Origin of the sequence: Aeromicrobium sp., assembly GCF_047606445.1 — a bacterium.
GTDB lineage: Bacteria > Actinomycetota > Actinomycetes > Propionibacteriales > Nocardioidaceae > Aeromicrobium.
In genome coordinates this window covers 1-14003 of record NZ_JASGEK010000070.1, presented here as the reverse complement: position 1 = coordinate 14003, position 14003 = coordinate 1, and the positions used below count along the sequence as shown (strand labels likewise).

The 14003-nt window shown below is 71.5% G+C and carries 7 protein-coding genes; 6 read left to right on the top strand and 1 reads right to left on the bottom strand.

Annotated elements, in window-relative coordinates:
- Window positions 1–181: 181 nt before the first annotated feature.
- The 4 genes from QM621_RS13240 to QM621_RS13225 are packed head-to-tail and all read left to right on the top strand — an operon-like array spanning window position 182 to window position 8359.
- Window positions 182–1735: a TIGR02677 family protein gene (locus QM621_RS13240; RefSeq protein WP_414990859.1), complete on the top strand. Its 1554-nt coding sequence runs from the start codon at window positions 182–184 to the stop codon at window positions 1733–1735.
- Window positions 1735–2988 (top strand): TIGR02678 family protein, encoded by a 1254-nt coding sequence (locus tag QM621_RS13235; RefSeq protein WP_414990858.1) that lies wholly within the window; start codon window positions 1735–1737, stop codon window positions 2986–2988. The genes QM621_RS13240 and QM621_RS13235 overlap by 1 nt, the downstream gene beginning before the upstream one ends.
- On the top strand, window positions 2985–7061 hold the full coding sequence (locus tag QM621_RS13230; protein ID WP_414990857.1) for a TIGR02680 family protein: 4077 nt from the start codon (window positions 2985–2987) through the stop codon (window positions 7059–7061). The genes QM621_RS13235 and QM621_RS13230 overlap by 4 nt, the downstream gene beginning before the upstream one ends.
- The gene (locus QM621_RS13225) at window positions 7058–8359 is read left to right on the top strand and encodes a TIGR02679 family protein (RefSeq protein ID WP_414990856.1); all 1302 of its coding nucleotides are present in this window, start codon (window positions 7058–7060) and stop codon (window positions 8357–8359) included. Before QM621_RS13230 ends, QM621_RS13225 begins: the two co-directional genes overlap by 4 nt.
- A gap of 226 nt (window positions 8360–8585) precedes the next feature.
- Here QM621_RS13225 and QM621_RS13220 read toward each other — a convergent pair whose 3' ends face one another.
- Window positions 8586–8765, bottom strand: coding sequence for a hypothetical protein (locus QM621_RS13220; protein WP_414990855.1), 180 nt, complete (start codon window positions 8763–8765; stop codon window positions 8586–8588).
- 150 nt (window positions 8766–8915) lie between these two features.
- Here QM621_RS13220 and glnA point away from each other — a divergent pair, with 150 nt between their 5' ends.
- A complete protein-coding gene (glnA, locus tag QM621_RS13215) occupies window positions 8916–10253 on the top strand; it encodes a type I glutamate--ammonia ligase (RefSeq protein WP_414990854.1) in 1338 nt (445 codons plus the stop codon).
- Window positions 10254–10271: 18 nt separating this feature from the next.
- Window positions 10272–13193: a bifunctional [glutamine synthetase] adenylyltransferase/[glutamine synthetase]-adenylyl-L-tyrosine phosphorylase gene (locus QM621_RS13210; protein WP_414990853.1), complete on the top strand. Its 2922-nt coding sequence runs from the start codon at window positions 10272–10274 to the stop codon at window positions 13191–13193.
- Window positions 13194–14003: the final 810 nt, after the last annotated feature.

Genomic DNA, 14003 nt, shown 5'->3' with positions numbered 1-14003 from the left:
CGGCGCTTGAAGGATCAGGTCGATCTGGTGTTCACCTCCGTAGGTGCGCAGATGTGTGACGTCGAGATCGAGCGGCGTGGCGTAGGCCCGCAGGCTGAGCGCGACCAGCGAGGCGAAGGGACCGAATGGCCCTGCCGTTCGTGTCAGTGCCGCGTGGAAAGATCACCGGGCATGAGCGAGAGTGAGGAGCGAGCGCGGGGGGGTCTACGGTCCCTTCGCCTATCTCAGCGCGCAGAACGCCCCGCTCTACCGTCGGGTCATGCGGGCGCTGATGGCCGAGAAGGAGCGCTTCGCGGTGCACGTCCGGCCCGAGCAGGTCCGTGCCGCGCTCGACCTCGACGGCGGCGGGCCAGTCGCCGCCGAGGCGGTGGTCGCGGCGTTGGAGAAGCTCGCCGATCCGGCCTGGGGCAATGTGCTGGCCTTCCCCGACTCCAGCCGGGTCACCGCGCTGGAGGACTTCTACCGCCGCCGTATGCTCTACCAGCTCTCCCGGGAAGGGGAGGCCGCCGAACGGGCGCTCGCCCAGTACGACAGCGCGCTCGGCACCCGCGGCGCTCTCCAATCGGTCGCCTTGGAGGACATCGTCGCGGCGTTGCGCGAGCTGTGGAACCTGATCGACGCCGACACCGACCTCGACGAGGCCCGGGTCCACACCTCCCTGCTCGGCCTGCGTGAGCGTTTCGGCGAGCTCGCCGAGAACGCTGTCGCCTTCATGGGGTCGGTGCAGCGCACGATCGATCTGCACGACGCCGACGTCGAGGCGTTCTTGGCCTATAAAGAACAACTCATCGACTATCTGGAGCGCTTCATCGGCGACCTCATGACCCGTGGCGCGGAGATCGCCCGCCTGCTCGGCGAGTTCACCGACGACGACGTCGCGCTGCTCGCCGACACCGCGGCCGCCCGCGAGTCGCGCGACGCCGCGCCGGGCGAGGTGGACGACGCCATGGTCGCCGCCCGCGCGAGGTGGACGGCGCAGTGGTCCGGGCTGGCCGACTGGTTCGTCAGCACGCCTGACCGTGAGAGCGAGGCGCGTCTGCTACGCGCCCGCGCCCGTGCGGCGATCCCCGGTCTGCTGGCCGTCGTGCGCACCCTCCGCCAACAGCTCGGCGGCCAGGTCGACCGCGCCCAGGACTTCCTGACCCTCGCCCGCTGGTTCGCCGCGCTGCCGACCGACGGTGACCGGCACCGACTCTGGCGGTCGGCGTTCGGACTCACCTCGGCCCGCCACCTCACCGTCACCGCCGCGACCGAGGAGGCGTGGGCGGCCGCCGACCTCGGCAACACCACCGCCTGGGCGGACGCACCGCCGGTCGAGATCAGCCCGCAACTGCGCAAGAGCGGATCCTACGAGCGGCGCGGCCGGGCTACCCGCGTCCACGACCGCTCGGCCGCCAAGGCGATGCTCGCCGAGCGGGCGCGTGCCGAGGCCGAGCAGACCGCCGCCGCCCGCCGCCGTGTGCTCACCGACGGGCCGCAGCGGCTCTCGGCTTTCGACGAGCTCGACCCGGAGGCCTTCCGGCTCTTCCTCGGGCTGCTCGGCGACGCGCTCGGCGCGATGGCCCCGCACGCGACCACCGCGCAGGTGCACACTTCCGACGGCGAGCTCACCGTCACCCTCACACGCGTGCCCGACGACGTCATCGCGGTGATCCGTACGCCGGAGGGGGAGCTGCGGGGGCCCGACCACCTGGTCGACATCGCGTCGGCCACCGACGGACGAGGCGACCTCTGATGTCCGGCCGCTTCGACCTCGCCCCGCAGATCGCCCGCGCGCTGACCGGCCGCGACGCCGACGAGCGCGTCCGCGTGCTGCGGGCGCTGCTGCGTCGCCCTGTCCTGCACGCCGACGACGACCCCGAGCTGTTCCGGATCGCCCGACGTCACGCCGACGCGCTGCGCGACTGGCTGGTCCGTGAGACCGGGTGGCGGCTGACCGTCGAACCGCGCACCATCCGGCTCGCGACGTCCTCGACGCCGCACGGGCCGACCGCCGTGGCCGTCGCCGAGCGGCACGGGGCGCGGGCGCGACGCGGCGACCCGCCGTTCACCCGACGCCGGTACATCCTGCTCTGCCTCGCCCTCGCCGTCCTACAACGCTCCGAACAGCAGATCTCCCTCGACCGGCTCGCCCAAGAGATGGTCCGCGAGGCGCGTCACCCCGGTCTGGAGGACGTCGAGTTCGCCTTGGAGGGCCGTGAGCAGCGCTCCGACCTCGTCGCGGCGATCCGCGTCCTGCTCGACTACGGAGTCCTCGCCAAGGTCGCTGGCGACGAGGACTCGTTCGTCTCCGCCGACGGCGACGCGCTCTACGACGTCGACCGTCGCGTGGTGGCCACCCTGCTCGTCGCCGAGCACAGCCCCGCGCTCGTCGAGGCCCGTCTCGGTCCGCGACCGGGCGTCGGGCAGATCGAGGCGGCGCTGCACGAGGGGCCGCCGGTCTACACCGACGAGGAGCAGAATCGGCGGCTGCGCCAGTCCGTCTCGCGGCGGCTGCTGGCCGATCCAGTCGTCTACTACGACGAGTTGCCTGAGGATGAACGCGCCTACCTCGTCAGCGGACAGCGGGTGGCCCTGACGCGTCGGCTCTGCGAGGCCACCGGGCTCGTCGCCGAACTGCGCGCCGAGGGCATCGCGCTCGTCGACCCCGACGACCAGCTGACCGACGTCCGCATGCCCGAGCAGGGCACCGACGGACACGCCACCTTGCTGGTCGCCGAACACCTGGCCGGACAGGGCGACACCGAGGTCCAGGCGCTGCGGACCCTGGTGCGCCGGCTGGCCCGCGAGCACGCGGCCTACTGGCGCAAGAGCACCCGCGAGCCCGGAGCCGAGAACACGATCGTGGCCGACGCGCTTGACCGGCTCGCCGGACTCGGGCTCGTCCGGATCGTCGGCGACGGTCCGACCGCCGTCGTCACGCCGCTGCCCGCGCTGCGCCGGTTCGCGGTGGCCGCGCCCGCCCTTCGAGACAGGACGACGCGATGACCGACGCTCTGCCGCAGCCGACCACGACGCGCTGGCAGCCTCTCCGGCTCGGCCTCGTCGACCTCTTCTACTACGACGACGAGCAATTCTGGTTCCACGACGGCCGACTGCTGCTGCGCGGCAACAACGGCACGGGCAAGTCGAAGGTGCTCGCGCTGACGTTGCCCTTCCTGCTCGACGGCTCGCAGCATCCACGCCGGGTCGAGCCGGACGCCGACCCGAAGAAGCGGATGGACTGGAACCTCCTGATGAACGGCGCGCACCCCGGTCGGGAGCGCACTGGCTACTCGTGGGTCGAGTTCGGGCGGATCGACGAGTCTGGCGAGCCGAGTTTCACCACCCTCGCCATCGGTCTCAAGGCGGCGGCCGGGCGCGGCGTCGTCAAAACGTGGTACGCGGTCGCCTCCCGACGGATCGGCGACCTGCGGCTCGTCGACGACGCACGGGTCGCGCTCACCCAGGAGCGACTGCGTGACGAGTTGCACGAGAGCGCGTCGGGACGAGTGTTCACCACGCAGCGGGACTACCGTCGCGCCGTCGACGAGGCGCTTTTCGGGCTCGGCGAGGAACGGTACGGGGCTCTCGTCGACTTGCTGATCCAGTTGCGTCAGCCGCAACTGTCGAAGGACCCCGACGAGAAAGCGCTCTCGGCGGCGCTCACCGAGGCGCTGACGCCGCTCGACCAGGCGGTGGTCGCCGACGTCGCGGAGTCGTTCCGGTCGTTGGAGGAGGAGCGCGACGGCATCGCCGCGACGCGCGAGACGCTGAGCGTGGCCGAGGACTTCTTGACGCACTACCGCGCCTACGCCCAGGTCGCGGCCCGACGGCACACCTCGGCGATGCGCGAGGCGAACTCGGTCTACGAGAAGGCCGGACGGGAGGTGCGTGAAGCCGAGTCGGAGGCGGCCGAGGTCGATGAGGAGCTGGCTGGTCTGCGGCGTGCCGAGGAGGAGGCGTCCGCGCGTCGCGTCGCTTTGGAGGGCCGTGAGGAGGTGCTGCGGACGAGCCCGGAGATGAAGGACGCCGAACACCTCGATCGTTCACGCCGGGACGCGGTCGCCGCCGAGTCGGTCGCCGCCGAGGCCGAGGCCGAACGCGACCAGGCCCGGCAGGCCGCCGAACGGGAAGAGCGGGCCGAGCAGGCCGCCCTCGCCGATCTCGAGCAGGCCGAGGAGCGGGCGCGCCGCCGTCGGGAGGCGGCTGGACGGGACGCGGTCGCCGCAGGTCTGGCCGACGAGCACGCGGACCTGCTCGACGACGAGCAGGCCGCCGCGCGGGCGGTACGGCGGCGACGCGACCAGGTCGCGCATGTGCGCGACCTCGTCGAGACGCGACGACGGGCCGATGAGGACCGTGACCGGTGTCGCGCCGAGGTCGACCGGGCCGAGAGCGAGCGGGCGCGGCGGATCGAGGACGAACGGGCCGCCGAGGTCGCGGTGGAGGCGGCGGTCGCCGCGCACGGCGAGGCGGTCGGCTCCTACGCGCGGACGGTGCGGGTGCTGCGTTTGACCGCCGATGTCGAGGAGCTGGTGGCGGCCGCGCAGGAGTGGGCGCGCGGCCAACAGGGCGACTCCCCGGCCGACCTCGCGATGAAGGGGGCCGCCGCCGAGGCGCAGGCCGAGATCGCCGCCGAGCGCGCCGACGCCCGACAGGCCCTCGACCGCGTCGAGGTCGAGCTCGCCGGGGTCACCGCGGAGATCACGGCGTTGGAGGCCGGACACGATCCGGAGCCGGCCCCGGCGCCCGGGCGTGACCCAGCCGCCCGGGCCGACGCGGTCGGCGCCCCGCTGTGGCGGCTGACCGACTTCGCCGCCGACCTCGGCGACGCCGAACGCGCCGGGTTGGAGGCGGCTTTGCAGTCGGCGGGTTTGCTCGACGCGTGGATCTTCCCCGACGGTTCGCTGCGGGCCGACGGCGATGTGGTGCTGAGCGGTCATGGTCCGGAGGTCTCAGCGTCGTTGGCGGGGCGTCTCGTCGCGGCGGTCGGTCCTGATGGCGAGGTTCCCGCCGAGGTGGTCGACGGCGTGCTGCGCCGGATCGGCTACGGCGAGCGGTCGGGCGCCGCGATCTGGGCGGACGACGGCGGGGCATGGGGTGCTGGCCCGGTCCGCGGGTCGTGGCACAAGGGCGCCGCGGAGCACATCGGCGCGGGCGCCCGGGAGGCGAGCCGTCGCGAGCGGATCGCGACGCTGCGCGATCGGGCCGACGACTTGCGTTCGCGCGGTGAGACAGAGCGGAGCCGAGTGGAGGTCGCCGACGAGCGCGCCCGTCTGGTGCGCGACGAGGTCGCCGCCTACCCGCGTGAGAGCGAGCACACGGTGTTGCTCGCGCACGAGCGAGCCACGGTGGCGCGGCAGGAGCGCGAGCGGTCGGAGGCGGTCGTCGTCGGGGCGACGACGCGGTGGGAGCGGGCTCGGCGACACGCCGAGGAGGCGGCCGCCGAGGCGTCCGAGCAGGCCGAGCAGCTGCGGCTGCCGACCGACCTGGCCGCGTTGTGTCAGGTCGAGCAGGCGGTGTCGGACTACAGTCATCGGCTCGCCGAGGTCCGACACACGACCAGCCTGTCGCGTCAGGCTCAACAGGTGAGCGACCAGGCGCGCGAACGCGCCGAGCGGTCGACTGACGAGGCCGGGCGACGCGACCGGCGGGCCCAGGAGGCGCGCGAGGCCGCGACTGGCGCACGGTCGCGCTTCGAGGAGTTGCAGGCGACGGTCGGCGCCTCGGTGGCCGAGTTGGAGGAGCAGCTGAGCCAGGTCGCCGTCGAGCTCGCGCAGGTGAGACAGGCCGCGCAGGAGATCGCCCGCCGTCAGCTGGACGCCGTCGGCCGGCAGGGGGCTCTGGAGCAGAAAGTCGTCGACCTGCGTGAACGGCGCGAGGCGCAGGCCGCCGGACGCGAGCGCGCTGCCGAGGTGCTGCGCTCCTTCGCCGACACCGGCCTGCTGCGGGTGGCGCTGCCGGACCAGGAGACGCCCCCGGTGCGCAGCGCCGAGGACTGGACGGTCACCGCCGCGCTCGCCGTCGCCCGCGAGGCGGAGGTCATGCTCGGCGAGGTCGACGCCTCCGACCAGCGGTGGTCGCGCTCGCAGCAGCAGGTTTCGACTGCCGCGACGGAGCTGACCTCGCAGATGAGTCGCCATGGTCATACGGCGACCCAGGAGATGCGCGGCGACGTGATCGTGGTGCGGGTCCGGTATCAGGGTGAGCCGGTCGACGTCGACCGCCTGGCCGCACGACTGGCCGAGGACGTCGCCGAGCGCGAGCGGCTGCTCAACGCGCGCGAGCGGGAAGTGTTGGAGAACCATCTGGTCAACGAGGTGGCCGGCCATCTGCACGAGCTGGTCTCCGGCGCCGAGGCGCAGATCGACCGGATGAATCGGGAGCTCGCCGACCGCAAGACCTCGACCGGTATGCGGCTGCGCATGCGCTGGAAGGGGCGTGCCGACGGCCCGGTCGGCTTGGAACAGGCACGACGGCTGCTCGTGCGCGCCGACGCCACCTGGACTCCTGAGGACCGGACCGCGCTCGGCGATTTCCTCCAGGCGCAGATCGACGAGGTCCGGCAGAGCGATCCGACGGGCGGTTGGCAGGAGCATCTGACGCAGGCGCTCGACTATCGACGGTGGCACTCCTTCGTCGTGGAGATCCAACAGAACGGCCAGTGGCGTCCGGCGTCGGGTCCGGCCTCTGGCGGAGAGAAGGTGTTGGCGGTCTCCATCCCGCTGTTCGCGGCGGCGTCGGCGCACTACAACTCCGCCAGTTCGTCGGCGCCTCGGCTGATCCTGCTCGATGAGGCCTTCGCGGGCGTCGACGACGACTCGCGGGCCAAATCGCTGGGGCTGCTCGCCACCTTCGACATGGACGTGGTGATGACCAGCGAACGCGAGTGGGGCTGTTATCCCGACGTGCCGGGCCTGGCCATCGCCCAGCTGTCGCGGGCCGAGGGCTATGACGCGGTCGGGGTGACGCGCTGGCGCTGGGACGGTCGCCGTCGCGTGCGGCTCGGTGAGATGGACGAGGCGGCCCGTGCCGTCGGCGGTTCTGGTCCCGATCCGGGGGAGACCCTGTTCGCATGAGCAGCCCGGTCCTCGAACGACTGCTGGGCGGCTCGGACCTGGCGTGGCTGCGTGACCGCGTGCGCGCCCGAATCGCCGATTCCGATGCGTGTGACGGACGACCGCTGTCGGGCGTGGTGGTGCTGCGTGATCCCAGCGAGGCGCAGCGGACGTCCGTGGCGCGCCTGCTCGGCCGACGGTCCGCGGGCGCGAGGCTGCGGGTCGATCTCGCCGAGGTGGAGGAGTTGTTGCGGCGTGGACCGTGGCCGTCCGGGCTGGCGGACGCGGTGGTGACGCTGACGGGGCCGGTGGTCGATCATCGCGCTGTTCGTGCCCGCGAGCAGGCTGAGTGGACCGCTGCCGAATCGCTCATGGAGTCATGGGACGAGGCGCCGGACGTTTTCCGTCGCTGGTGGCGGTCGTGGTGCGCCGACGGGCAGTTGAAACGGGTGGCGCGGGCCGAGGCGCGGCGGTGTGAGGAGGAGGCGGGCCCGGCAGTGGCGGCCCGGCTGGTGCGGCAGTTGGCCGAGGTGCTGGCCGTCCTGCCCGCTTCGGACGTGCCGCTCGCGGTGTTCGCCCGGCAGGTGGTCGGTGACGCGCACGGTTTGGACGAGTCGCGCCCGCTGGGCCGGATGGCGGCGACAGCGGCGGGGGTCGCCTTCGGCGTCGCAGGTGCGTCTCGACGTGACGCCTGGGCCGCCGCCGGGGTGGTGCTCTCGAACGTCTCCTCGACGGTGTTGGTGTTGGGACTTCCCGGGAACACGCGGGCTGACGGGCCGGTCGGACAGGCGACGGCCACGGCGTTGGAGGCGATGCGACAGGCCCGGTCGCCGTCGCTGCTCACCTTGGACCAGGTGCGCTCCGGCGGTGTGGCGGCGCTGCCGGCGGACGCGGTCGTGCATGTGTGCGAGAACCCCACGGTGGTGGAGGTGGCGGCGGCGCGTTGGTCGGTCGCCGAGGGCGGTGCGCCGCTGCTCGTCTGCACATCGGGTCAGCCCAGCACGGCGGTGGTCGAGCTGCTGGCGGCGGCGACGAGCCGTGGAGCGGAGTGTTGGTATCACGGCGACTTCGACTGGGCGGGATTGCGGATCGCGCGGACCCTGCACGAGCGGATCCCGTGGTCGCCGTGGCGGTACGGCGCCGATGGCTATCGTGCCGCGCTCGCCGACCAGGCCTCGGCGGTGCCGCTGGTCGGTCCGCCCGTCGACACCCCGTGGGATGACGGCCTGCGCGTGGCGATGGAAGCGTCGGGCATGGCCGTCGAGGAGGAGTCCGTCGCGGATCTGCTCGCCGACGATCTGGTCGCGGTCGAAGGTTGATCGCGCAGTCGTCGGCGGTGAGGCGCGGCGAGGGTTCCGTCGTCCATGTCGGTCAGAGTGCTCTTGCCTGCGTCTCCAGGCTCCGCCAGCACGTGGAGGACGGGTTCCCGACACGCCGCGCTCGAACGGATGGCCGGGACGGCCTTCGTCGTGGGCCTCCGCCTCTTGGGCGCCCCACGTCAACGAACGACTGGACTCCGACGACTGTCGAAGGGGCGGACGGAATTCAGTTGTCGGCAGCAGCGGCGCGAGCTGCCTCCTCGCGCTCCTCCCGACGGTCCTTGCGCACGATGTGGATGATCACGCCTGTCACGATGAACGCGGGGACGAAGGCCGGAATCGCGAGGACCAACGACCCGTCGGTGGCGCGGACGACCTCGTCGAGCGCGACGGCTGAGGAGAGCATGCCCCGATCATGACACAGTCGATGTCACATGGCCATGCGGGGAGGAGCGCCATGACGGTCAACTGGTGATGTGGGCTTGCTCTCATCGCCGCGCCCGAGCCGGACGGAACTGAAACATGCCCGTAACACTCCGCGTGCCACACTGACGCCATGGGGAAGCAAGAGGCCTTCGTGCTGCGAGCTCTGGAAGAGCGCGACGTCCGGTTCGTCCGGCTGTGGTTCACCGACGTGCTCGGCTCGCTGAAGTCGGTCTCGATCGCCCCCGCCGAGCTGGAGGGCGCCTTCGAGGAGGGCATCGGCTTCGACGGCTCCGCCATCGAGGGCTTCGCCCGCGTGCACGAGGCCGACATGCTCGCCAAGCCCGACGCCTCGACCTTCCAGATCCTGCCCTGGCGCGGCGAGACGCCCGCCACCGCGCGCATGTTCTGCGACATCCACCTGCCCGACGGCACGCCCTCGTACGCCGATCCCCGCTACGTGCTCAAGCGGGCGATGGGCAAGGCCGCCGAGGCGGGGTTCAGCTACTACACGCACCCCGAGGTCGAGTTCTACGTCTTCAAGGGCAAGCCCGAGAAGGGCGGCCGCCCGGTCCCCGTCGACGACAGCGGCTACTTCGACCACACCGCGCAGGGCGGCAGCCAGGACTTCCGCCGCGAGGTCATCACGATGCTCGAGGGCATGGGCATCAGCGTCGAGTTCAGCCACCACGAGGGCGGCCCCGGCCAGCAGGAGATCGACCTGCGCTACGCCGACGCGCTCAGCACCGCCGACAACATCATGACCTTCCGCACCGTCGTCCGCGAGGTCGCGCTGAGCCAGGGCAAGTGGGCCTCCTTCATGCCCAAGCCCTACACCGACCAGCCGGGCTCGGGCATGCACACGCACGTCTCGCTGTTCGAGGGCGACGAGAACGCCTTCTACGAGGCGGGCGCCCAGTACCAGCTGTCCGGCACCGGCCGGGCGTTCATCGCCGGCGTCCTGCAGCACAGCGCCGAGATCGCCGCGGTCACCAACCAGTGGGTCAACTCCTACAAGCGTCTCGCCGCCGGAGACGAGGCCCCCAACCACATCTGCTGGGGCCGCAACAACCGCTCGGCGCTGCTGCGCGTGCCGATGTACAAGCCGAACAAGAGCGGATCGGCGCGGGTCGAGCACCGCGGCCTCGACTCCGGCGGCAACCCCTACCTCGCCTTCGCGCTGATCCTCGCGGCCGGCCTGAAGGGCGTCGAGGAGGGCTACGAGCTCCCGCCGGAGACCGAGGACGACGTCTGGTCGCTGTCGGAGCGCGAGCGCAAGGCGCTGGGCATCCCGTCGCTGCCGCGCAACCTCGACGAGGCGATCCGCACGATGGAGAACAGCGACCTGGCCGCCGAGACACTCGGCGAGCACGTCTTCGACTTCTTCTTGCGGAACAAGCGCCGCGAGTGGCAGGACTACCGCACGCAGGTGACGCAGTTCGAGATCGACCGCCTGATGTCGATTCTCTGACGGGCGTAGTCTGAGCGCATGCCGAGGCCGCAGTCCGACCTGTCCCTGCGACGAGGGTTCCGCGACGCGGACGCAGCCGCGGCCCATCTGGCCGATCTCGGCGAGGTCGACCCGGATCTCGTCAAACAGATCGCCGACACGCCGTCGCCCGACACCGCGCTGACGTCGCTGGCCGCCGTCGCCCGGGCGATGGGCGCCGACGCCCTGCGGGAGGCGCTGTGCGACCCGGTCCTCTGCGACCGGCTGCTGACCGTGCTCGGCACGAGCGAGGCGATGGGCGGCTTCCTCGCCCGCCATCCCGAGTTCGTCGCCGACCTCGGCGAGGACCGGCTCGGCCGTCGCACCCACGACGTCGACGCGATGCGCGCCGAGCTGGGAGCGGCCGCCTCGCCGGTCGAGCTGCGGGTGCTCTACTACCGCCAACTGCTGAGCATCGCCGCCCGCGACCTCAACGGCTACGCCGCCTTCTCGGAGGTCTCCTCGGAGCTGTCCGACCTCGCCGTGGCGACCCTCGACGCCGCACTCGGCCTCGCGCGGGCCGCCGAGCCCGACGCCGACCTGGCCCGGCTCGCGGTGATCGCGATGGGCAAGACCGGTGGCCACGAGCTGAACTACATCAGCGACGTCGACGTGATCTTCGTCCACGAGCCCGCCGAGGGGGCCGACCCGCAGAAGGCGCTGCGCGTGGCGACCCGGCTGGCGTCGGCGATGATCCGCGTCTGCGGCGAGCACACCGCCGAGGGCGTCATCTGGGAGGTCGACGCGAACCTGCGTCCCGAGGGCGCGCAGGGGCCGCTCACCCGCACCCTCGCCAGCCACGTCGCCTATTACGAGCGATGGGCGACGACGTGGGAGTTCCAGGCGCTGCTCAAGGCGCGGTTCGCGGCGGGCGACGCCGCGCTCGGGCAGGCCTATCTCGACGCGCTGCAGCCGATGGTGTGGGAGGCGAGCACCCGCGACGGATTCGTCGCCGACACGCGGGCGATGCGCCGCCGGGTGCTCGACAACATCCCGAAGGCGCACCGCGACCGGCAGCTCAAGCTCGGCAGCGGGGGCCTGCGCGACGTCGAGTTCGCGGTGCAGCTGCTGCAGCTGGTGCACGGTCGTGGCGACGTCGAGTTGCGCAGCCCCACGACGCTCGCGGCGCTCGACGCGCTGACCCGGCGCGGCTATGTCGGGCGGGCCGACGGCAAGGCCCTGCACGAGGCGTACGAGTTCTTGCGGACGCTGGAGCACCGCATCCAGTTGTTCCGACTGCGGCGCAGCCACATCGTGCCCGACGAAGCCGAGGACATGGACCGGCTCGGCCGGAGCATGGGCCACAAGGCGCGTCCGGGCGAGGCGTTGGAGCGGCAGTGGCAGGCGCACCGGCGGCTGGTCCGGCGGCTGCACGAGAAGCTTTTCTACCAGCCGCTGCTGGAGGCCGTGGCGGCGTTGCCGACCGACGACTTGCGGCTGTCGCCCGAGGCGGCGGGGCAGCGTCTGGTCGCGCTCGGCTTCGTCGACCCGCGCGGCGCGCTGGCGCACCTGGAGGCGTTGACGGCGGGCGTCTCGCGGCGCGCGGCGATCCAGCGGTCGCTGCTCCCGGCGATGCTCGCGTGGTTCAGCGAGGCCCCCGACCCCGACGCGGGCCTGCTGGCCTTCCGGTCCATCTCGGAATCCCTCGGCGACTCGCACTGGTATCTGCGCAAGCTCCGCGACGAGGGGGAGGGCGCCGAGCAGTTGGCGATCCTGCTGTCGTCGAGCCGTTATGTGAGCGACCTGATGGTGAGCAATCCCGACGCGGTGGCGCTGCTCGGCGACGAGGACGAGCTGGCGCCGCGCGACCACGACCGCATCCACACCGAGATGATCCGGGCGACGAGGCGGCACGCCGACGACGCGGTGGCCGCGGTGCGGGCGATCCGCCGGATCCGGCGGCGCGAGCTGTCGCGCATCGCCATCGCCGACGTGCTGGGGCGGCTCGACATCCTCGAGGTCGGCCACGCGCTGTCGGACCTGAACCGGGCGACGGTGTCGGCGGCGCTGCTCGCGGCGACTCAGGCGGTCGAGGCCGAGACGGGGGAGCCGCTGCCGACGCGGATCGCGGTGATCCTGATGGGGCGGCTCGGCGGCCGGGAGTCCGGGTACAGCTCCGACGCCGACGTGATGTTCGTGCACGAGCCGGTCGAGGGGGCGCAGGAGCGGGCTGCGACGAAGGCGGCGCTGGCGGTCGCGGCGCGGCTGCGCCAGGTGCTGGCCGCGCCGGGCGACGACCCGCCGTTGGAGATCGACGCCGACCTGCGCCCCGAGGGCAAGAACGGTCCGTTGGTGCGGACGTTCGCCTCCTATGCCGCGTATTACGCGAAGTGGTCCGAGACCTGGGAGGCGCAGGCGCTGTTGCGCGCCGCGCCGGTCGTCGGCGACGCCGATCTGTGCGAGCGGTTCGAGGCGTTGATCGACCCGATCCGATATCCCGTCGGCGGTCTCAGCGACACGCAGGTCCGGGAGATCCGGCGGATCAAGGCGCGCGTGGAGTCCGAGCGGCTGCCGCGCGGCGCGAACAACAAGACGCATCTGAAGCTGGGACGCGGTGGGCTGGCCGACGTCGAGTGGACGGTGCAGTTGTTGCAGTTGCGGCACGGCCACGAGGTCGAGGGTCTGCGGACCACCGAGACCCTGGCCGCGCTGACGGCCGCCGAGGAGGCGGGCTTGGTGACCGCCGAGGACGCGTCGACGCTGACCGAGGCCTGGCGGCTGGTGAGTCGGATCCGCAACGGCGTCGTGCTGATGCGCGGCAAACCGGCGGAGTCGATGGTCGAGCAGGCGTCCGAGCGCGCTGGCCTGGCCCATCTGCTCGGCTACCCCCAGGACGAGACCGAGCGCATGGTCGACACGTACCTCCGCACCACCCGCCAAGCCCGCGCCGTCATCGAACGCGTCTTCTGGGACGAAGTCTGACCTCGTGTCCGGACCCTTCGAGGCTCGGGCGCGGGGTACCCTCGCACCTCAGGGAGTGAAACCGTCGGTCCCTGAGGTGTGAGCGAGGAACGAGTCCCCGAAGAACTCCGCTGCGCTCCGTTCAGGGAGGTGCCCCCAGCCTCGAAGGACAAAGGGGTCGTCCTCGGTAGCGCTGGTGTCAGTGAGTGGGGGTATGTTTCAATGTAGATGGGTACCGGAGTCCTCTGGAACCTGCCACGGATCGCCTGCGGTGCTGCCACCGCCCTCCTTCAGTGGATCGGCCCGTGGAGGTTCCAGAGGACTCCGTTGTTACTTCCGCGCGCAGGATGCGCACGGAAACCAAGGCTCAGAAGTCAGAACCGAGTCGGCTGGCATACTCATTATGCCGAGTGGAATCGCGCAGTCCTCAGAGTTTCGGATCTTTGGCCACACTGTCATCAGATAACTCGGCTCAACGTAACCGAACTGTCCCGAGGGCCAGACAGCCGACTTCAGGAAGCCTCCGAACAGGTCAGCTGCTTGGCTCTCTTGGTGCTGTCCGGCCGACACCCAGCGCATCGAGGTCACGAGGTGGCTAGGAATCTTGGGATCGGCCGCGGTCTGATGCTGGATGTACGCTTTGCACGCGTTGTGATCGTGGTGTTTCACATGGCCAAAGCGAATGAGAATTTCGTCGGCCACCATGAGGCTTATTCAGGCTGTTGCCCAGAAGTGTAGTCCGATAACCGCTGTAATGGTTTGGCTGAATGTGGTGTAGGGGCGTCGGTAGTCGGTGTGGGCGATGCGCCAGGTTTTGAGGTTGGCGATGGT